An 18,892-nucleotide genomic window follows, 5' to 3' on the forward strand; every position below is an offset into this window, starting at 1 on the left:
AAGGTTCTCTCTCCCATGAACATCCACGAATATCAGGCCAAGGAATTGCTCGCAAAGTTCGGCATCGGCGTGCCCGCAGGACACGCGGCGCTGACCGTGGAGGAAGCCGTTGCTGGGGCCAAGGCGCTTCCGGGGCCGCTTTACGTGGTGAAGGCGCAGATCCATGCGGGCGGGCGCGGCAAGGGCAAGTTCAAGGAACTCGGCCCCGATGCCAAGGGCGGCGTGCGCCTTGCCAAGAGTATCGAGGAAGTCGAAGCCAATGCCCGCGAAATGCTGGGCAACACGCTCGTCACCGTGCAGACGGGCGAGGCGGGCAAGCAGGTGAACCGCCTCTATGTGACCGATGGCGTTGATATCGCCTCGGAATATTACCTCTCCATGCTGGTTGACCGCGCCAGCGGCCGAATCGCCATGATCGTGTCCACCGAAGGCGGGATGGACATCGAAACCGTGGCGCATGACACGCCGGAAAAGATCACCACGATCACCATTGATCCCGCCACCGGCTTCATGCCGCATCACGGCCGCGCGGTAGCCTTCGCGCTGAAACTGTCGGGCGATCTCAACAAGCAGGCGCAGAAGCTGGCCGCGCAGCTCTACACCGCCTTCACCTCGCTCGATTGCGATATGCTGGAAATCAATCCACTGGTCGAAACCGTCGATGGCAATCTGCTGGTGCTCGACACCAAGATGAGCTTCGATTCGAACGCGCTGTTCCGCCACAAGGATATCGAGGCGCTGCGCGACGAGACCGAGGAAGACCCGATGGAGGTCGAGGCCAGCAAGTATGACCTCGCCTATATCAAGCTGGATGGCGATATCGGCTGCATGGTCAACGGCGCGGGCCTTGCCATGGCTACGATGGATATCATCAAGCTGAACGGTTCGTTCCCGGCCAACTTCCTCGATGTGGGCGGCGGTGCGAGCAAGGAAAAGGTGACCGCCGCTTTCAAGATCATCCTGTCCGACCCGGCGGTGAAGGGCATTCTCGTCAATATCTTCGGCGGCATCATGCGCTGCGACACCATCGCAGAAGGCATCGTCGCCGCCGCGCGCGAAGTCGATCTGTCGGTGCCGCTGGTGGTGCGTCTGGAAGGCACCAATGTGGAGCTGGGCAAGCAGATTCTTGAGCAATCCGGCCTGCCCATCGTGGCGGCAGACAATCTGGGCGATGCGGCAAGGAAGATCGTGGCGGAAGTAAAGCAGGCCGCCTGATCGCGGCGCGCATTTCCCGCCGTTACAATTTGCAATCATTCACCGCTTGATCTCCGGCGCGAAGGCGATAGCTTTTCGCGCCGGAGGGATGGCTGATGAAAAAGACAACGCTTTGGCTGGCGGCTGCGGCCGCCGCGCTTTCGCCCCTAACCGCACATGCGCAGGATAATGCGCGTGTGTTCCAGCCATCCGGCCCATGGACAGCGGATTTCGGCGATGATTACTGCCGCCTGATGCGCAGCTTCAGCGACGGGCGAGAGACGGTTTCGATCTCCTTCGAGAAGATTGACACCGGCCCGACCATGCGCCTCATGGTGCTGGGCAACGCCGTATCGATCTATCGCGGATCGGATCAGATCGGAGTGGATTTCGTTCCGTCTGCAAACCCGCGACGCCTGCCCTTTGCCCGGTCAACGTCGACCGACGGCCAGCAATTGCTGATCTTTTCCGGAGTGATGATTGATGATGGCAGCGCGGCGCCTGCGGGCGAGAATGCAGGTCCTCCTCCCGCCACCATACCCACCGCTGCCGAGCGCGATGCCCAGGAATTGGCCCGCGGCACGCAGATCACCGCGCTCAGCCTGACCAGCGGCCTGACAACCCCGGTGCGCATCGAAACCGGATCGCTGCGCAATGCGATGGAGGTGTTGCAAACCTGCGGTTACGATCTGTTGTCGATCTGGGGTCTCGACCCGGAAAAGCACCGCACCTTGTCGCGCCCCGCTTTCCCCCCTCCAGGCCCGCATCTGGCCAATGGCACGATACCCTTTGGCGAGTTTTCCCGGCTGGCGGGCGGCTCCAACATGGTGCGCGTCATGATCAGTGCCGAGGGGAGACCAACAGCCTGCGAGATCCACTATCCGACGCTGAGCGCCAATGTGAACACGCGAATCTGCGCACAGATCATGGACAATGCCCGGTTCCAGCCCGCTCTGGATGCCGAAGGGCAGCCGATGGCAAGCTATTGGACTGTACCGCCCTTCGCGCTGATGGGGCCGCCCCCCGGCCGCCGCTAGCCTCCACGCATCAGAAAAGCTGCGTGATGGCGTGCAGGGCGACGCCGACCAACCCGCCCACCAGTGTGCCGTTGATGCGGATGAATTGCAGGTCGCGGCCGACCGCGTTCTCGATCCGGTCGGTGATCGTCTGCGCGTCCCAGCGCTTCACCGTTTCGGAAACGAGCCGCACGATCTGCTCGCCATAGCGTTGCGCCACGCCCACCAGCGTGCGGCGGGCCAGACGGTTGATCTGCGCCTGCAGCGCGGGATCGGATTGCAGCTTCTCCCCCAGCTCGCGCAATGCCGCGCCCAATTGGCCGTCGAGCGCTGAATCGGGGTCTCGCGCGGCGGCGATCATGCCGTGGCGGATGCGTTCCCACACGCCCATCCACCAATCCCCCAGCGCCGGATTGGCAAGCAGATCGAGCTTTGCGCGTTCCACCTTGGCACGCACAACGGGGTCGGTTTGCAGATTGGCCGCCAATTTCGCCAGCCCTTCCTCCATTCGGCCACGCAGGGGATGCTGCGGATCAACGAGAATTTCGGCCAGCAGGCGATAAAGACCATCAAGCACCGAGGAGGACAGGCGGTCGTCCAATCCCGTCCAGCGCAGCACGGCATTGGCGCGGGCGCGGATCATCTCGCGCACCAGTTCCTCGTTGCCTTCCAGCGTCAGCCCCGCCCAGCGCACCAGCGCATCGATCACCGGGCGATGGCGGCCATCCTGCATCGCGCCTGCCAGCATCCGGCCGAGCAGCGGCGACACCTCCAGCTTGCGCGCCTGCGCAGCGAGGCCCGCCTTGACCTGCAGGCCCAGCCTTTCGGGATCGAGCGCTTCGAGCAGATCGACCAGCAATTGCACTGCCCCGCTGCGGATGCGGCCCAGTTCGGCATCGCTGCTGCGCCGTTCCACCAGGAAGCGGCCCAGTGCGGCGGCTAAGTTCATGTCCTGCAAACGCCGCGCCACAACATGGGGGGTAAGAAAATTGCGCCGCAGGAAATCCGCCATCGTATCGGCAATGCGGTCCTTGTTGCGAGGGATGATCGCGGTGTGCGGGATCGGCAGGCCCAGCGGGTGGCGGAACAGCGCGGTCACCGCAAACCAGTCGGCCAGCCCGCCAATCATCCCCGCCTCTGCAAAAGCGCGCACATAGCCCCAGGCGGGGTGCAGATCCTGCCGGGGAAAGGCAATGGCAAAGACCACCGCCATCGCCACCAGCATCAGCGTGGCGGAAAGGCGCATGGCTCTTGCGCGGTCCACGGAAGGGCGCTCAACGGGTCCGGTCACAACCGCACCAGTCTAGCGCGCTCCGCCGGCACGCGCCAAGGGCCGGCAGGTCGCTATTCTGCCGGCACCGGCTGCGCGCGCGCCTTGTCCTCGTCGCTGTCGTCCGGCTTGTAGGTGAGCAGGTTCTCGCGCAGCCACGGCCCGACGCGCTTTTCCAGACCGTCGGCCAGGCTGAAGCCCGCCGGCACGATGAGCAGCGTGAGCAGCGTCGACAGCATCAGCCCGCCAATCACCACCGTGCCCATCGGCGCGCGCCACGCCGAATCGCCGCTGAGCGACAAGGCGGTGGGCAGCATCCCCGCGGTCATGGCGATAGTGGTCATCACGATCGGCTGCGCGCGCTTGTGCCCGGCTTCCAGAATGGCGGCGCGCTTGGCCGCGCCCTTGTCCATCTCGTCCAGCGCAAAGTCGATCAGCAGGATCGAGTTCTTGCCGACAATGCCGAACAGCATGAGGATACCGATAAACACCGGCAGCGAGAGCGGCTGGCCCAGCGCCCAGACCAGCACCAGCCCGCCAAGCGGTGCCAGCGCGAGCGAGGCCATGTTGACCAGCGGCGACACAAGGCGGCGGTAAAGCAGCACCAGCACGGCAAAGACCAGCAGGATGCCGGTAACCAGCGCCACGCCGAAACTGTCGATCAGCTGGCCCTGCCATTCATCCTGACCCACCGGGGTATTGGCAACGCCGGTGGGCAGGTTGCGCATGATCGGCAGATTGTTGATCGCCGACATGACCGTTCCGCGCGCGGCATCGGGCGCGAGGTCGGCGCTGACGAAAACGCGGCGGTTCTGGTTGTAACGTTCGATCGAGGTTGGCCCCATGCCAAGGCCAATTTCGGCCACCCGCTCCAGCGGCACCGATCCGCCGGTGGAGGTGGGCACGGGCAGATTGCGGATCACCGCAAGATTGCGTCGGTCGCCTTCAGCAAGGCGCACGCGGATGGGGATCTGCCGGTCGGAAAGCGAGAACTTGGCTGCGTTCTGATCGATATCGCCCAGCGTGGCAATGCGGATGGCTTGGCTGAGCGCCTGCGTTGTCACGCCCAGACTTGCCGCCAGATCCTCGCGCGGTTTGATGATGAGTTCGGGCCGCTGGAGGTCCACCTCCACGCGCGGGCCGACCGCGCCGGGCACGTCCTTCATCTGGTCAACCAGCGTGTTTGCCGCCCGTTCGAGCGCCGCCGGATCGGAACCCGACAGCATGATCGTGATCGCGCGGCCCGAACCGCCGCCGCCACCGCCGCCGTCCTGGTCCTGGAAATTGACCCGCGCATCGGGGATGTCGGACAATTCGGGTCCCAATTGGCGAATGAATTCGAGGCTGGTTCGCTCGCGGTCCGGCTTGAACACAAGGCGCACCATGCCGTTGCCTTCATTGGCAATGCCCAGAGCCAGCGCCACTTCGGGCTCCTCGCTCATGCGCGCGGCCACGCGGCTGACCACTTCGTCGGTCTGCTGCAAGGTCGTTCCCGGCACCATATTGATGCGGATCATCGCAAAGTCGCTGTCCGCATTGGGGAAGAACTGCATCGGGATGCGGCTGCCGACAAGTGCGGTCAGCCCCAAGGCCACCACGCCCACCAGCATCATCCACACGCGGTGGTCAAGGAATCGCGCGCCCAGATAACGGGCACGGGCGAAGAGGGGATTGCTGTCATATCCCGCCAGCCAGCCGCCAATCAGGCCGAGAAGGAAATTGACGAGGCCGCCCACCAGATAGGCGAGCACAAGCAGGCCCAGCATCAGGCCAATGGACAGGCCGCCCTCGCCGCCCTCTTGGGTGCCAACACCTGTGACCGCGCGCAGGGCCAGGATCACGACCAGCCCGCTGGCCACTGCCGCCAGATGGAACCACCAGCGCGTGCCCGTCTTGCCGATGCGGGCGCGCATCTCGCGGAACTTGCTATCGTCCAGCGACCAGCGCAGCACCTTCATATAGGTGTCCATCAGGCGGCCTTCGCCATGCGCCGCCTCGCCCTTGGCTTTCAGGAAATAGGCCGCAACCATCGGGGTGATCATGCGCGCAACCGCCAGGCTCATCAGCACCGAGACCACGACGGTGAGGCCGAAATTCTTGAAGAACTGGCCCGACACGCCCGGCATCAGGCCCACCGGCAGGAACACCGCCACGATGGAGAAAGTGGTGGCGACCACCGCCAGCCCGATCTCGTCCGCCGCATCGATCGAGGCCTGATAGGCGCTTTTGCCCATGCGCATATGGCGCACGATGTTTTCGATCTCCACGATCGCATCGTCGACCAGCACACCTGCAACCAGCCCCAAGGCAAGCAGGGAAAGCGTGTTGAGCGTGAAGCCCAGCCATTCCATGAAATAGAAGGTGGGAATCGCCGAAAGCGGGATCGCCAGCGCCGCGATGATCGTGGCGCGCCAGTCCCGCAGAAACAGGAACACGACCACCACCGCCAGAATCGCGCCTTCGACCATGGCGGCCATGCTGCTTTCGTACTGGGCCTTGGTGTAATCGACTTCGGTGAACAGGCGGGTGAACCGGATGCCGGGATTGGCTTCCTCCAGCTCCTGCAGGACTTCCACCGCGCCATCGTAGACCGCAACATCGGATTCGCCGCGCGCGCGGGTGATCGAGAAGGTAACGACCTGTCGCCCGTCAATCTTGGCGAGCGAGCGGATTTCGCCATAGGCGTCGCGGACGGTGGCAATATCAGCCAGCTTGACCGTGCGTCCGCCGCCCAGCGCAATCTGCGTCTGCGACAATTCATAGGCCGACCCGGCATTTCCCAGCACACGCACCGATTGCCGCGATCCGGCGATTTCCGCCTGCCCGCCTGCCGCGTTCACATTGGTCTGGCGCAGCGTGGTGTTGACCTGCGCCGCGGTAACACCAAGCGACTGCATCTTGGCCGGGTCGAGGATGACGAGGATTTCGCGGTCCACCCCACCGCTGCGATTCACCTCGGCAAGGCCCGGCACATTCAGCAGCGCCTTGGTAATCGTGTCGTCAATGAACCAGCTCAGCTCCTCGATTGTCATGTCATCGGCGGTGACGCCGAAATAGACGATGGGCTGCGAACTGGTCTGCTGCTTGAAGATGCGCGGCTCCAGAATCCCGTCGGGCAATTCGCCGCGGATCTGGTCGACCGCGCTTTTGACCTCGTTCACCGCCTCGGCAATGTCGGTGCCGAGCAGGAATTGCACCTGTGTGGACGAACTGCCTTCGCTGGCGGTCGAGCGGATGCTTTCCACCCCGTCCAGCGTCTGCACGGCGGCTTCCACGCGCTGGGTGATCTGGTTCTCGATCTCGCTGGGGGCCGCGCCCGGCTGCGCGATCGAGATGATCACCACCGGAAACTCGATATCGGGGCGATCCTGGATATCCATCCGCTGAAACGCCATGATCCCGGCCAGCATCAGCCCGATGAAGGCGAGCAGAGGAACGATCGGGTTGCGGATCGACCAGGCGGAAATGTTGCGGAAATTCATTGCCGGCGCGCCTTACTGCGCCGCCGCCGGGGCCGCGCCAGCCGGAGCCGCGCCTTCGACGACCGGGCGCACCGTTTCGCCCACATTGAGGAAGCCGCCCGCGCGCGCCACGATGCGCTCCTGCCCGGTAAGCCCACCGGCAATGACGATGCCATCGTCGCTGATCATGCCCAGTTGCACATTGCGCCGCTCAACCTTGTTTTCGGCGTTGACGATCAGCACATAGCTGCCGTTGTCATCGGAGAGAACCGCGCTTTCGGGCAGGCGCGGAGCTACCACCGCCCCGCTGTCGATCTGGATCGAGGCAAAGCCGCCGGGGCGCAGCGAGGCGTTGTAGGCCATTGCACACCGCGCGGTGCCCTGCCGGGTCTGTTCGTTGATCACAGGGGCCTTCTGCCAGATCTGGCAGGTAAAGGTCTGATCGCTGCCCACCGGCGTTACCCGCCCGGTTGCGCCCAGCGGGATGCGGTCCAGCTCCGCCTCGCCGATCTGCGCCAGCAGTTCCATTTCCCCGCCGCGCGCGATGGAAAACAGCACGCCTGACCCCGCGCCCACCACCTGGCCGGGCTCGACATTGCGCGTCAGCAAAAGTCCGGCTGCGGGGGCCACGATATTGAGCTGCGCATTGCGCGCCTGCCGTTCGGCCAGCTGCGCCTCGGCCACGCGCAAGCGCGCAATGGCGGCATCGCGGGTGGCGGTCAGCCGGTCGACGTCGGCCTGGCTGATAAAACCGCGATCCACCAGTTGCAGAGCGCGGTCCAGATTGGCCTGCGCCAGATTGGCATCGGCGCGCGCGACTTCGATCTGCGCGGCGGCGCTGGCGGTCTGCTGCGTCTGCACCGAACGGTCGATCACGGCCAGCACCTGCCCCGCATTGACCCACTGGCCCGCCTCGACCGGCACGGACACCACGCGCCCACCTTCGCCCACCACGCCCACCGGCATTTCACGGCGCGCCGCCAGCGTGCCGGTGGCGTTAATCATGCCGGCATAGGTCCCCTTGCCGGGGCTGATCACCGTAACGGCAGGTATAATGCCATCGGCCTGCCCGGTGAAGGGCGCAGGCTCGTCACTGCGGTTCATGAGGAAGAAAGCGAGGATCGCGGCAATGCCCAGAACGGCGAGCGCAATGATAAGATTGCGCTTCTTTCGCGCGCGCAATGCATCCTGGTTATCCGGAGTCCCGGCAGCTTGCCCGGAATCCTGCGAAATCTCGCTCAGGTCCATTCGCGTTTCGTAGTTCATCTGCGCAGTCCGCCTCGATCTTACGGTCCGGCGCGGATCGCCTGGAACCCCCCTTTTCCCGCCGGATTGCTCCGCACGGCAACTGGTCGTGCCCTAGCACCGCTGCCGCAGCCTGCCGAGATGGCCTGACTGCCGTAACCGCTTGCGCCATATACGCTTGCGATGCGTGCTGCAACGCACCCATCGTCCAGAGGGCGAGCGCCATCGACCAACGGTGCGATAGCGGCCAAGCAAAAAGGCCGGAAACGCAAGGGTTTCCGGCCTTTAAGCCAAATTGTATCATTTTGTCAGGCGGTCATGCGATCGCCTGCAGCAGCCGGGGCCTTACCGAATCCGGCCGCGCTGGATCAGATTGACAATCGCCAGCAGCACAATGGCACCAAGCAGCGCGATCAACAGCCCGGTCAGCGAAAACGCCTGAACCGTTCCCTGAACGCCGAACAGCGGCCCGGCAAGCCAGTTGCCGATCACCGAACCAACAATACCGACAACGACATTCCAGAAAATGCCCATCGACGCATCGCGGTTCATCACCTTGCTCGCCAGCCAGCCAGCGATGCCGCCTACGATAATTGCGATAATCCATCCCATCACCGTCTCCTCCTGTTTCCCTCCGGTCATACGGGCCCGCAGGCGCCCTGCTGCATCAATGCGGCAAGCCCCATGCGGTTCCGGCCTCGCGCCGTTACGCGCAAGGCCGGAGGAGAAACTGACGGTTAACGAAACGCGAGTCCAACGAATTGAACCCTGCCATCCGCCTTCAGAAGGCGACTTTCAATATTTCAGCTGGCGCTCGTAAAGATCGCGGTAGTGCTGAATGCGCGTCACCCGCAGGCCCTGCATCCCGGAACGGTCCACGGCCCGCTGCCAGCTGGCGAATTCCTCCAGCGTGAGCGAATAGCGCTCAAGCACTTCGTCTATTGTCAGCAGCCCGCCATTTACGGCGGCCACGACTTCAGCCTTGCGGCGCACAACCCAGCGGCGGGTTTCGGGCGCGGGAAGATCGGCAAGCGTCAGCGGCTCGCCAAGAGGGCCGATGACTTGCGCGGGGCGGATTTTCTGGTTCTCGATCATTATTTCCTCTGGTCGCTGCCGCAACCGGCATCACGCGATGCCCCGTTAATGACCCCAAGCGCTTTGCGATCGGCTAAATCTTCAAGGTTAACGCCGTGTTTGCCATTGGAGAGCGCAGCAATCCGCCGCGCCGAATCGGCATCGAAGCTTGCCAGCTTGTCAGCCTCTCCCGGCCGGCGAAGAGCGCAGCGCAGGTCGCGCACGGCATCAAGCCGCGCGCGCAGGTCGCGCCACGTCATTTCACGCAAGAATCCGGGCTCGCCGGAATCCTGTCCGTTTTCAATGGCCTGCTGGGCCGAAGGCAGTTTTCCCTCGTACATGACGATCGTCATACACGCGCAACCGTCAAGAAGCGGTAAAGCCGCGCTTAACCACGCCTTAGCCTGGGCCTTGGTGTTCTGCCGTGTGCCCCTCCTCACCCGCAGCCGCGCCATTGGCGTGGCTGCGGCAAGAGTGTATGGGCCGCCCATGTCCGCCGCCTCCCTGTCTCCCACCCCGCCGCTTGACGCGCAGAGCGCCGCTGCCCTGTTCGATCTGCCGCGCGCCGCGGCCGAATGCCGCATCGTGGTGGCGATGTCGGGCGGGGTCGATTCCTCGGTCGTTGCTGCTCTTGCCGCCGCCAGCGGGGCCGAAGTGATCGGCATCACGCTGCAACTTTACGATTATGGCGCGGCCACCGGGCGCAAGGGCGCCTGCTGCGCGGGCGACGATATCCGCGACGCGCGCGCCGTGGCCGACCGTCTGGGCATCGCGCATTACGTGTTCGACCATGAGAGCGCCTTCCGCGAGGAGGTGGTCGAACGCTTTGCCGACGATTATCTGGCCGGCCGCACGCCGATCCCCTGCATCCGCTGCAATATGGGGCCGAAATTCACCGATCTCTTGCGCATGGCGCGCGATCTGGGGGCCGATTGCCTTGCCACGGGCCATTATGTGCGCCGCGTGATGGGCGAGGCCGGGCCGGAACTGCACCGCGCCGCCGATCCCGCGCGCGACCAGTCCTACTTCCTCTATGGCACGACCGAGGGACAGCTTGCCTTTCTGCGCTATCCCTTGGGCGGATTGCCCAAGGACGAGGTGCGGCGTCTGGCGGCGGGATATGGTCTCGCCGTGGCATCCAAGCCCGACAGCCAGGATATCTGCTTCGTTCCCGACGGCGATTATGCGCGCATCGTGCAAAAGGTGCGCCCGGAAGGCGTGCGCCCCGGCCAGATTGTCCACGCCGCCACGGGCGAGGTGCTGGGCCATCACAAGGGCATCATCCATTATACTGTGGGCCAGCGGCGCGGGCTCGAAATCGGCGGACTGGCAGAGCCGCTCTACGTGGTGGAGCTGGACGCCGCCAGCGCCGAAGTGCGCGTGGGGCCGAAAGCGATGCTGGCGGTGGCATCGGCGCAGCTGATCGAGACGAACCGCATCGGCCCGCTTCCGGCCAAAGGGCTGACCGCTAAGGTGCGCTCGCTGGCAAAGCCAGTTCCAGTCACGCTGGAAGGCGAGTTTGGCGACGGCGCGCCTGCCACGATCCGCTTTGCCGTCCCCGAATTCGGCGTGGCACCGGGGCAAGCGGCAGTGCTTTATTGCGGGGAAAGGGTGGTCGGGGGCGGCTGGATCGATTCGACCGAAGCAGCTGCCTAGCTGCGCCACGGCTCCAGCACGCAGCCAAAGCCTTCGCGATATTGGGCGGTGGCGCTGGCGACCAGTGGCACGCGCGCGGTGACGGATTTCGCATCCGCGTCCTCGCTCAGGAATACCGCCTCCATGCCCGGCAGGAAATCGCCCTTGCAACTCGCCAAATCGCGCCCGCCCAGATGGCGGCACGAGCATGCGGTGCGCGCGCCATAGGCTGTTGCCACTTCGGCTTGCGCACGCACGGGTTCACCCCATTGCCACGCGGCAAGCCCGGCGACGAGCAGCGCGCCCAGCACCCAGATGGCCCAGCCGCCACGCGGGCGCCACCGGGCATCGTGTCGCTGCGCCTTTCGCATGGTCTTTCCGGTTGCCATTCCTGCCTGCCTGTTCAATTGAGGCGCGCATGTTGCGCCTGCATAATCCCGATACTTCCCCTAAACGTGCAAGGGGCCGCCGGCCAAGCGCCAAACTTGCCTTGGCATCGCTGGGCGTGATTCTGCTGGCCTCGTGCGGACAGGAAGGCCCGCCGCCGCCACCGCCGCTGTCCGATGGCGCGCTGGAAGCCGTAGCGGTCGAACCCGGCGTCCCGCGCGAGGAATTGGCCCGCCGGCTCGACGCGCTGTTCACCGCCGAGGGGATTGGCGAAACTTACGCCGTTGTTGTGATGCATCGCGGCGAAGTGGTGGCCGAACGCTATGCCGAAGGGTTTTCGGCCGACACCCGCTTTATCGGCTGGTCGATGTCCAAGACGGTTACCGCCGTGCTGATCGGCATGATGGTGGCCGACGGGCGGCTGGCGCTCGATACATCACCGCCGATCGACCATTGGCAGCGCGCGGGCGATCCGCGCGGCGCGATCACGCTGCGCCACCTGCTCCAGATGCGGTCGGGCCTCAGGCACCAGGAAGGGGCCGAACCGGTGCAGGACAGTTCCGAAGTGCGGATGCTGTTTCTCGACGGGCGCGACGATATGGCAGCCTGGGCCGAGGCCCAGCCTCTGGCGCATGAGCCGGGCAGCCAGTTCACCTATTCCACCGCCACCACGGTGATTCTGGGCGACATCCTGGCGCGGCTGCTTGCGCCCGAAGGCGATGCGCAAGAGCGGCAGGTCGCCATGGCCGATTTTCTGGAGGCTCGCCTTGCCGTGCCGCTCGGCCTTACCAGCATGGTCGGCGAATATGACGCGGCTGGAACTCTGGTTGCAGGCAGCGCAATCTGGGCCAATGCCCGCGACTGGGCGCGGTTCGGCGATTTCCTGCGCAGCGGCGGCGCGGCAGGCGGGGTGCAGGTGGTGCCGCGCGGCTGGGTCGATTTCATGAAAAGCGAGAGCCCGCGCGCGCCCGATTACGGCGCGCAAGTCTGGCTCAACCGCCCATCGGGATCGGATCGCAACGTGATCTTTGCCGATCAGGGGCCGGACACCGCCTTTGCCGCGATGGGCCATCTGGGGCAGGTGCTCTATATCTCGCCGCAGCAGGGGCTGGTGATCCTGCGCACCGGCAAGACGCTGGACGAAGAGGAACGCGCGCTGATGGATCGGATTGCGGCCATTTCCGCGCTCTATCCGGTGCGCTAGACGCCGCGCCTAACACCGATCGGGCAGCAGTTCCTCGCCCTCGGCACGCACGAGGCCTTCGGGATCGGGGTGAATCAGCACCTCGACACCGGGAAAGGCGGCCTCGATCCGCGCTTCCAGCTCGTCCATCAGGCGGTGCGCCTCGGCCACGGTCATCTGCGGGTCAACCGCCGCGTGAAACTGGGCAAAGTCCTTTGCCCCGCTGGTGCGCGTGCGCAGATCGTGCACCCCGCGCAGTTCCGGATGGCGCGCCAGCACCGCCAGAAACTGCTTGCGCCGCTCCTCCGGCCACTCGTGATCCATCAGATGGTCTATCGCCGCGCCCGCCGCGCGCCAGGCGCTCCATCCCAGCCACAGCGCGATCCCCAACCCAAACAGCGGATCGGCCCCCGCGACATTCAGATAGCGGTCGAGCACCAAGGCCGCGATCACCGCCAGATTGAGCGCCAGATCGCTCTTGTAATGCAGATGGTCGGTGGAAATCGCCAGGCTGCCGGTGCGGGCGATCACATGGCGCTGCCAGGCGATCAGCGCCAGCGTCGCCGCAATGGCAAGGACCGAGACGGCAATGCCCGCCTCCGCGCCCTCCACGCGCCCGCCATCCAGCCATTGCCCGACAGAGCGCGCGCCCAGCCCGAAAGCGGAAAGCGTTATCAGCACAACCTGAAACATCGCGGCCAGCGCTTCGGCCTTGCCGTGCCCGAAACGGTGCGTGGCATCCGCCGGGCGCGCGGCGATCACCACGCCCGCCAGCGCCGCCAGGCTGGCCACCAGATCGAGCGCCGTATCCGCCAGACTGCCCAGCATGGCGGTGGAACCAGTATGCCATACCGCCCACAGCTTCATCCCCACCAGCAGCAAGGCCACCGCCATGCTGGCATAGGCAGCGCTGCGCGTCAGCCAGGCGCGCTCTGCTTCAGCGGGCGTGCGCGGCGCGCTCACGGGTAGAGCAGCGTGCTGGTCCAGCCGCCCGTCGCGGTGCGGGTGAACTGGCGGCGTTCGTGCAGGCGATTGGGGCGATCGGTCCAGAACTCGATCCGTGCCGGATCAAGGCGGAAGCCAGTCCAGTGCGGCGGGCGCGGCACCTGCACCGGGCAGGCCTCGGCAATCTGCTCTACCCGCTTAAGATAGGTTGCCCGCGAATCGAGCGGGCGCGACTGGTCGCTGGCTGCGCTGCCCACCTGCGATTTCAGCGGGCGCGAATGGAAATAGGCATCGGCTTCTTCGGCGCTCACCTCCGCCAACGGACCTTCGATGCGAATCTGGCGGCGCAGGCTTTTCCAATGGAACAGCAAAGCGGCATTGGGATTGGCAAGGATTTCGCCGCCCTTGCGGCTGTGCGCATTGGTATAGAAGACAAAGCCGCGCGCATCATGTCCCTTCAGCAGCACCATGCGCACCGAAGGCATACCGTCTGGCGTGGCGGTCGCCAGCGCCATGGCGTTGGGGTCGTTCAGTTCCGTCCTGTTCGCCTCTTCAAACCAGGCATCGAACAGGACGAAGGGATCGGTATCGGGAATGGCGTTGTCACTATCCTGCATAAGGCCCGGTTACTCCATGCGGCAAACGCTTGCCAGCCATCAATGCATTACCTAGCTAACACACCATGAGTGATCCTTACGCAACACTGGGGGTATCCCGCACAGCTAGCGAGGCGGAAATCAAATCCGCCTATCGCAAGCTGGCAAAAGAACTGCACCCCGACCGCAACAAGGACAATCCCAAGGCGGCGGAACGCTTTTCCGATGTCACCCGCGCTTACGACCTGCTGTCCGACAAGGACAAGCGCGGCCAGTTCGACCGGGGTGAAATCGACGCCGATGGTAATCCGCGAATGTCCTTTGGCCATGGGGGCGGATTTGGCGGCGCAGGTGCCGGCGGTTTCCGCGGTGCCGGCGGGCCGGAAGAAATGGACCTGTCCGACCTGTTCGAAGGGCTGTTCGGCGCTCGCGCGGGCGCGCGCAGCGGAGGTGGATTTGGCGGGGCGGGTTTTGGGCGGCGGCCACCGCCCCCGCCGCCGCGCGGGGCCAATCTCGCCTATACGCTGAAGGTGCCGTTCGTGGATGCGGCAACGCGTGCCCCGCAGCGCATTACGCTGGGCGATGGCAAGACGATCGACCTGAAATTGCCTGCCGGTGTCGAGGATGGCACGCAGATGCGGTTGAAAGGCAAGGGTGAGCCGGGGCCGGGCGGCGCGGGCGATGCGCTGGTGACGATCAAGGTCGAGCCGCACCCCTTCTTCCGCCGCGCGGGGCATGATGTGCTGCTCGACCTGCCGGTGACGCTGGACGAGGCGCTGAACGGCGGCAAGGTCAAGGTGCCCACGGTGGATGGGCCGGTCATGCTGAACGTGGCGGCGGGATCATCCTCTGGCAAGGTGCTGCGCCTGAAGGGCAAGGGTTTTTCGAAGAAGGACGGATCACGCGGCGATCAGCTGGTGACCTTGCAGATTCACCTTCCCGCCGATCCCGCCGCGCTGGCGGCCCGGCTGGAAGGGTGGAAAGACGACAGCCCGGTGCGCCAGCGCTTTGGCTTGTGATGCGCGGGCGCTCCGGCCCTCGACCCAGCTTCACCCGCCTGTTAGGACAAAGGCATGGCTTTGCCCGGCACGCCTGAAGCGCCCCCAAGCGAGGCCCCAACAGAGGATGGCCCGGTTGACCTGTCGCCCGAAGCGCGGCGCCGTGCGGCGGCCCAACCCGCACGGCTGCGCGACCGGCTGCGCAACGGGAAGGAACGGCTTGAACTGCTGGAAAGGTGCAAGCTTGTCCTGAAGCGGGCGATGGTGGGCATTTACAATGATGGCCCGATTCACGCCGGCAATCTTGCCTATCTTTCCATGCTGGCCATCTTCCCCTTTTTCCTGACCGGCGCCGCGGCCTTGTCGCTGCTGGGGGAGGAGGCGGAACAGGCCGCTGCGGTCAATGCCGTGCTCGCCGCCATGCCCCCGGTGGTGGCCGATGTGCTGCGCCCCGTGGCGTTGGGCGCGATCGAGGCGCGCAGCGGATGGCTGCTGTGGGTGGGCGGGCTGATCGGCCTCTGGACAGTGGGCAGCCTGATCGAAACGATCCGTGATATTCTGCGCCGCGCCTATGGCACCAAGGCGACACGGGCCTTCTGGATCTACCGCCTCGGCTCCACCGCCATCATCATCGGCGCGGTGCTGGTGCTGATGGCATCGCTGGTGGCGCAGGTGATGATCGGTGCGGCGCAGCAGGCGATCACCGCCTGGATGCCCGAATTGGCCAGCGCTCTCAGACAGCTCGCCTGGTCGCGCATCATCGCTACGGGCGGGCTGTTCGCCTCGATCTACCTTTTGTTTTACGCCCTGACGCCCGATCCCTACCGCCGCAGCCGATATCCCAAATGGCCCGGCGCCTTGCTCACCACGCTGTGGTGGCTGGCGGTCACGATGGCGCTGCCGCCGGTGCTGCGCTCGGTCTTCACTTACGATCTCACCTACGGATCGCTGGCGGGCAGCATGATCGCGCTTTTCTTTTTCTGGCTGGTGGGCTTAGGGATGGTCGCAGGTGCGGAACTGAACGCCGCGCTGGCCGAACCGGAGGGAATGGAGCCCGATGGCGCGGCAAATATGACGCAAGCGGCAGTTGAGGAGGGCGCGCAATGACGGCAGGTCTGGTTCCGGGTCTGATGCAGGGCAAGAAAGGCCTCATCATGGGGCTGGCGAATGAAAAATCATTGGCCTGGGGCATTGCAAAGAAACTGCATGAGCATGGCGCGGAAATGGCCTTTTCCTATCCGAACGAAGCTTTCGCGCGCCGCGTGGGCCCGCTTTCGGCTGAACTGGGCAGCGATTTCCTGATCGAATGCGACGTGTCCGACATGGCGGCGATGGACGCCGCCTTCGCGCAGATCGAGGAGCGCTGGGGCAAGCTCGATTTCCTCGTCCACGCAATCGGCTTTTCCGACAAGAACGAGCTGCGCGGCAAATATGTCGATACCAGCCTCGAAAACTTCCTGCTGACAATGAACATCTCGGCCTATTCGCTGGTCGCCGCGGCAAAACGCGCGCGCCCGCTGATGAAGGATGGCGGATCGATCATCACGCTGTCCTATTACGGCGCGGAAAAGGTCGTGCCACATTACAATGTAATGGGCGTGGCCAAGGCGGCGCTGGAAACCAGCGTGAAATATCTCGCCAACGATCTGGGGCCGGAAAACATCCGCGTGAACGCGATTTCGGCGGGGCCGATCAAGACGCTGGCGGCGAGCGGGATTGGCGATTTCCGCTATATCCTCAAATGGAACGAGCTGAATTCGCCCATGCGGCGCAATGTCACGATCGAGGATGTGGGCGGCGCGGGCCTCTATTTCCTCTCCGATCTCGCCAGCGGCGTCACGGGCGAAGTGCACCATGTCGACGCCGGCTATCACCTTGTCGGCATGAAGCAGGAAGACGCGCCCGATATCGCGCTGGCCTGAGGCTCGCCACCGCCTAGAACCAGCCAAATGCCATATCGCTGAACAGCGCCAGCCAGGCGGTCAGCAGGCCATACATCATCGTACGCGGAAAATGGTCGGGCAATCGCGCCAGATCGGGCCGGCGGCGCGGATGGCTGAGCCAGTGCGTGCTTCCCACAGGCGGCTGTGGGTTTAGGGAAGCGGTGCGGCCACGCACCTCGTGCGTAACGGTGCCGTTTACAAACTGGAAAACCGGAACGAACCCGTCCGTGCTCAAATCGTGCCGCACCACGGTCCCGCGCACATGGCGCACCCCCTGAATGACGCGCAGCAGATCGGGCCAGCCAAACAGTGCAAGCGCGTAAAGCGCAGGCAGCAGCGCCAGAATGACAAGAGCCTTGAACACACGGCGGGACTAGCCCGCGCGGCGCAGTTCCTCAACCGGGGCAACAGGGGCTTGCGGCTGATCGGGCCAGATGCCGCGCGTGTCGTACACCGCCTTGTCCTCACGCTCGGCCAGCGGGACCGAGCGGAAGACGTCATGATCGACCAGCACGATCATCACGCCGCAATCTTCCAGCGCGCTGTCAATATCGGTCAGCACTGCGCCCGTCCCTTCGAATTCGCGAGGCAATTCGGCGGCGTAAGGCTCCACAATGTGGATGCGGGTCCCGTATCGGCGCGCCAGCGTCGCGGCGACAAGGCGCGCCGGGCTTTCGCGGAAATCGTCGATATTGGCTTTGAAAGCGAGGCCGAGGCAGGCCACTTTGGCTCCCGGATTGGCCTCCACCAGCGCGGCGGCGCGGGCGATCACGTGGTGGATCTTGCCATCGTTCACCCCGCGCGCGGTGCGGATCAGCGGCGTTTGTTCAGGCGCGGCAGAGACGATGAACCACGGATCGACCGCAATGCAATGCCCGCCAACGCCGGGGCCGGGGGTGAGGATGTTGACGCGCGGATGCCGGTTGGCGAGGCGGATCACTTCCCACACATCCATGCCCAGCCTGTCGCACACCATGCTGAGTTCGTTGGCAAAGGCGATGTTCACATCGCGGAAGGCGTTTTCGACCAGCTTGGTCATCTCCGCGCTGCGGGCATCGGTGGTGACGCAGGTGCCGCGCACGAAGCGCTTGTAGAAAGCCAGCGCCTTGCGCGCACAGCGCGGCGTAATGCCGCCAATGCTGCGGTCGTTATTGGTCAGCTCTTCCAGAATGCGGCCCGGCAGCACGCGTTCGGGACAATAGGCGATCGAGACATCGGGCGTGCCATCGGTCAGCCCCGGCATTTTCAGATCGGGCCGCGCCGCGGCGATGGCATCGCGCAATTGCTCGGTCGTGCCCACGGGTGAGGTCGATTCGAGGATCACCGTGTCGCCTGCCTTGAGCACCTTGGCGACATTCTTTGCCGCTTCCAGCACATAGGTGACATCGGGCGTGTGGCGTCCGTCCTTGTGAAACGGCGTGGGCACGGCGATCACGAATACATCGGCCGGATGCACCTCCAGTGAAGCGGTGAGCAGCCCGCGCGCCACCACGCCCTGCACCAGCCCGTCGAGATCGACCTCCTCGATATGAATCTCGCCCCGGTTGATCGTGTCGACCACATGCGGCGTCACATCCATGCCAAAGACGCGCATCCCCGCGCGCGCAATGATCGCGGCGGTGGGCAGGCCAATATAGCCAAGGCCGATAACGGAAACGGTAGGAAGCGATTGCCCGCGCATGAAATGCCTTTCGCGTGTGTGGTGCGACAAGGCTTTGGCGGAAATTGGTTGATATTCGGGTAATGATGGGGCGAGGTGGTAGCCACCGAAGTGAGTGAAAAGGTTCCAGCGTAATGCTCGACGGCTTCAACCCGCGGGCAACCTTGAATCCCGACATTGCCTATCTAATTGGGTTCTCGGTCATCGTCCTAGGGTCTAAACCCAATCAGCCTCTTGAAATTCAGTGCGTGTATTGATTCAGAGTGTCTCCGCTGAAGCAGGAGA

Annotated in this window: 18 protein-coding genes; 7 read left to right on the forward strand and 11 right to left on the reverse strand. The window is 64.6% G+C overall.

The window, feature by feature from the left end:
* Positions 1-15: 15 nt before the first annotated feature.
* Both sucC and WFP39_RS13760 read left to right on the forward strand, forming a co-directional pair.
* Positions 16-1,215: an ADP-forming succinate--CoA ligase subunit beta gene (sucC, locus tag WFP39_RS13755; protein WP_336920386.1), complete on the forward strand. Its 1,200-nt coding sequence runs from the start codon at positions 16-18 to the stop codon at positions 1,213-1,215.
* Positions 1,216-1,310: 95 nt separating this feature from the next.
* Positions 1,311-2,231 (forward strand): energy transducer TonB, encoded by a 921-nt coding sequence (locus WFP39_RS13760; protein ID WP_336920387.1) that lies wholly within the window; start codon positions 1,311-1,313, stop codon positions 2,229-2,231.
* Positions 2,232-2,241: 10 nt separating this feature from the next.
* Here WFP39_RS13760 and WFP39_RS13765 read toward each other — a convergent pair whose 3' ends face one another.
* The 6 genes from WFP39_RS13765 to WFP39_RS13790 form a co-directional block, all read right to left on the reverse strand.
* Positions 2,242-3,456: a DUF445 domain-containing protein gene (locus WFP39_RS13765; protein WP_336920388.1), complete on the reverse strand. Its 1,215-nt coding sequence runs from the start codon at positions 3,454-3,456 to the stop codon at positions 2,242-2,244.
* A gap of 98 nt (positions 3,457-3,554) precedes the next feature.
* Positions 3,555-6,962 carry an efflux RND transporter permease subunit gene (locus WFP39_RS13770; RefSeq protein WP_336920389.1) on the reverse strand — a complete coding sequence of 1,136 codons (3,408 nt, stop codon included), beginning with the start codon at positions 6,960-6,962 and terminating at the stop codon, positions 3,555-3,557.
* Between the two features lie 12 nt (positions 6,963-6,974).
* Positions 6,975-8,207, reverse strand: coding sequence for an efflux RND transporter periplasmic adaptor subunit (locus WFP39_RS13775; protein ID WP_336920391.1), 1,233 nt, complete (start codon positions 8,205-8,207; stop codon positions 6,975-6,977).
* Positions 8,208-8,531: 324 nt separating this feature from the next.
* Complete coding sequence (locus WFP39_RS13780) at positions 8,532-8,798, reverse strand: GlsB/YeaQ/YmgE family stress response membrane protein (protein WP_336920406.1); 267 nt, start codon at positions 8,796-8,798, stop codon at positions 8,532-8,534.
* Between the two features lie 183 nt (positions 8,799-8,981).
* Positions 8,982-9,281, reverse strand: a complete 300-nt coding sequence (gene sciP, locus WFP39_RS13785; protein ID WP_336920392.1) for a CtrA inhibitor SciP — start codon at positions 9,279-9,281, stop codon at positions 8,982-8,984.
* On the reverse strand, positions 9,281-9,613 hold the full coding sequence (locus tag WFP39_RS13790; protein WP_336920393.1) for a hypothetical protein: 333 nt from the start codon (positions 9,611-9,613) through the stop codon (positions 9,281-9,283). Before WFP39_RS13790 ends, sciP begins: the two co-directional genes overlap by 1 nt.
* 136 nt (positions 9,614-9,749) lie before the next feature.
* Here WFP39_RS13790 and mnmA point away from each other — a divergent pair, with 136 nt between their 5' ends.
* Positions 9,750-10,916 (forward strand): tRNA 2-thiouridine(34) synthase MnmA, encoded by a 1,167-nt coding sequence (mnmA, locus tag WFP39_RS13795; protein ID WP_336920394.1) that lies wholly within the window; start codon positions 9,750-9,752, stop codon positions 10,914-10,916.
* Here the strand turns inward: mnmA and WFP39_RS13800 are convergent.
* On the reverse strand, positions 10,913-11,284 hold the full coding sequence (locus WFP39_RS13800) for a hypothetical protein (RefSeq protein ID WP_336920395.1): 372 nt from the start codon (positions 11,282-11,284) through the stop codon (positions 10,913-10,915). The genes mnmA and WFP39_RS13800 overlap by 4 nt on opposite strands.
* Before the next feature lie 116 nt (positions 11,285-11,400).
* Between WFP39_RS13800 and WFP39_RS13805 the strand changes: the two genes are divergently transcribed.
* Entirely contained in the window at positions 11,401-12,486 is a 1,086-nt protein-coding gene (locus tag WFP39_RS13805) for a serine hydrolase domain-containing protein (RefSeq protein ID WP_336920397.1), read from the forward strand.
* 9 nt (positions 12,487-12,495) lie between these two features.
* Here the strand turns inward: WFP39_RS13805 and WFP39_RS13810 are convergent, their stop codons facing one another.
* Both WFP39_RS13810 and pdxH read right to left on the reverse strand, forming a co-directional pair.
* Positions 12,496-13,428 (reverse strand): cation diffusion facilitator family transporter, encoded by a 933-nt coding sequence (locus WFP39_RS13810; RefSeq protein ID WP_473829098.1) that lies wholly within the window; start codon positions 13,426-13,428, stop codon positions 12,496-12,498.
* Positions 13,425-14,027, reverse strand: a complete 603-nt coding sequence (pdxH, locus tag WFP39_RS13815; protein WP_336920398.1) for a pyridoxamine 5'-phosphate oxidase — start codon at positions 14,025-14,027, stop codon at positions 13,425-13,427. Before pdxH ends, WFP39_RS13810 begins: the two co-directional genes overlap by 4 nt.
* Positions 14,028-14,092: 65 nt before the next feature.
* Here pdxH and WFP39_RS13820 point away from each other — a divergent pair, with 65 nt between their 5' ends.
* The 3 genes from WFP39_RS13820 to fabI are packed head-to-tail and all read left to right on the forward strand — an operon-like array spanning position 14,093 to position 16,926.
* Positions 14,093-15,025, forward strand: coding sequence for a DnaJ C-terminal domain-containing protein (locus tag WFP39_RS13820; protein ID WP_336920399.1), 933 nt, complete (start codon positions 14,093-14,095; stop codon positions 15,023-15,025).
* Between the two features lie 54 nt (positions 15,026-15,079).
* Complete coding sequence (locus WFP39_RS13825) at positions 15,080-16,111, forward strand: YihY/virulence factor BrkB family protein (protein WP_336920400.1); 1,032 nt, start codon at positions 15,080-15,082, stop codon at positions 16,109-16,111.
* Positions 16,112-16,134: 23 nt separating this feature from the next.
* Positions 16,135-16,926, forward strand: coding sequence for an enoyl-ACP reductase FabI (gene fabI / locus WFP39_RS13830; RefSeq protein WP_336920408.1), 792 nt, complete (start codon positions 16,135-16,137; stop codon positions 16,924-16,926).
* A 13-nt stretch (positions 16,927-16,939) separates the two neighbouring features.
* Here the strand turns inward: fabI and WFP39_RS13835 are convergent, their stop codons facing one another.
* Complete coding sequence (locus tag WFP39_RS13835) at positions 16,940-17,311, reverse strand: hypothetical protein (protein ID WP_336920402.1); 372 nt, start codon at positions 17,309-17,311, stop codon at positions 16,940-16,942.
* Between the two features lie 9 nt (positions 17,312-17,320).
* Positions 17,321-18,628, reverse strand: coding sequence for a UDP-N-acetyl-D-mannosamine dehydrogenase (gene wecC, locus WFP39_RS13840; protein ID WP_336920409.1), 1,308 nt, complete (start codon positions 18,626-18,628; stop codon positions 17,321-17,323).
* Positions 18,629-18,892 lie beyond the last annotated feature (264 nt).

Origin of the sequence: Alteraurantiacibacter lauratis, from assembly GCF_037154155.1 — a bacterium.
GTDB classification, from domain to species: domain Bacteria; phylum Pseudomonadota; class Alphaproteobacteria; order Sphingomonadales; family Sphingomonadaceae; genus Alteraurantiacibacter; species Alteraurantiacibacter lauratis.

Excerpts from the sequence above, each read along its gene's own strand:
- sucC (WP_336920386.1), top strand. The coding sequence starts at position 16 with ATGAACATCCACGAATATCAGGCCAAGGAATTGCTCGCAAAGTTCGGC.
- WFP39_RS13760 (WP_336920387.1), top strand. The coding sequence starts at position 1,311 with ATGAAAAAGACAACGCTTTGGCTGGCGGCTGCGGCCGCCGCGCTTTCG.
- WFP39_RS13765 (WP_336920388.1), bottom strand. The coding sequence starts at position 3,456 with ATGCGCCTTTCCGCCACGCTGATGCTGGTGGCGATGGCGGTGGTCTTT.
- WFP39_RS13770 (WP_336920389.1), bottom strand. The coding sequence starts at position 6,962 with ATGAATTTCCGCAACATTTCCGCCTGGTCGATCCGCAACCCGATCGTT.
- WFP39_RS13775 (WP_336920391.1), bottom strand. The coding sequence starts at position 8,207 with ATGAACTACGAAACGCGAATGGACCTGAGCGAGATTTCGCAGGATTCC.
- WFP39_RS13780 (WP_336920406.1), bottom strand. The coding sequence starts at position 8,798 with ATGGGATGGATTATCGCAATTATCGTAGGCGGCATCGCTGGCTGGCTG.
- sciP (WP_336920392.1), bottom strand. The coding sequence starts at position 9,281 with ATGATCGAGAACCAGAAAATCCGCCCCGCGCAAGTCATCGGCCCTCTT.
- WFP39_RS13790 (WP_336920393.1), bottom strand. The coding sequence starts at position 9,613 with ATGACGATCGTCATGTACGAGGGAAAACTGCCTTCGGCCCAGCAGGCC.
- mnmA (WP_336920394.1), top strand. The coding sequence starts at position 9,750 with ATGTCCGCCGCCTCCCTGTCTCCCACCCCGCCGCTTGACGCGCAGAGC.
- WFP39_RS13800 (WP_336920395.1), bottom strand. The coding sequence starts at position 11,284 with ATGGCAACCGGAAAGACCATGCGAAAGGCGCAGCGACACGATGCCCGG.
- pdxH (WP_336920398.1), bottom strand. The coding sequence starts at position 14,027 with ATGCAGGATAGTGACAACGCCATTCCCGATACCGATCCCTTCGTCCTG.
- WFP39_RS13820 (WP_336920399.1), top strand. The coding sequence starts at position 14,093 with ATGAGTGATCCTTACGCAACACTGGGGGTATCCCGCACAGCTAGCGAG.
- WFP39_RS13825 (WP_336920400.1), top strand. The coding sequence starts at position 15,080 with ATGGCTTTGCCCGGCACGCCTGAAGCGCCCCCAAGCGAGGCCCCAACA.
- fabI (WP_336920408.1), top strand. The coding sequence starts at position 16,135 with ATGCAGGGCAAGAAAGGCCTCATCATGGGGCTGGCGAATGAAAAATCA.
- wecC (WP_336920409.1), bottom strand. The coding sequence starts at position 18,628 with ATGCGCGGGCAATCGCTTCCTACCGTTTCCGTTATCGGCCTTGGCTAT.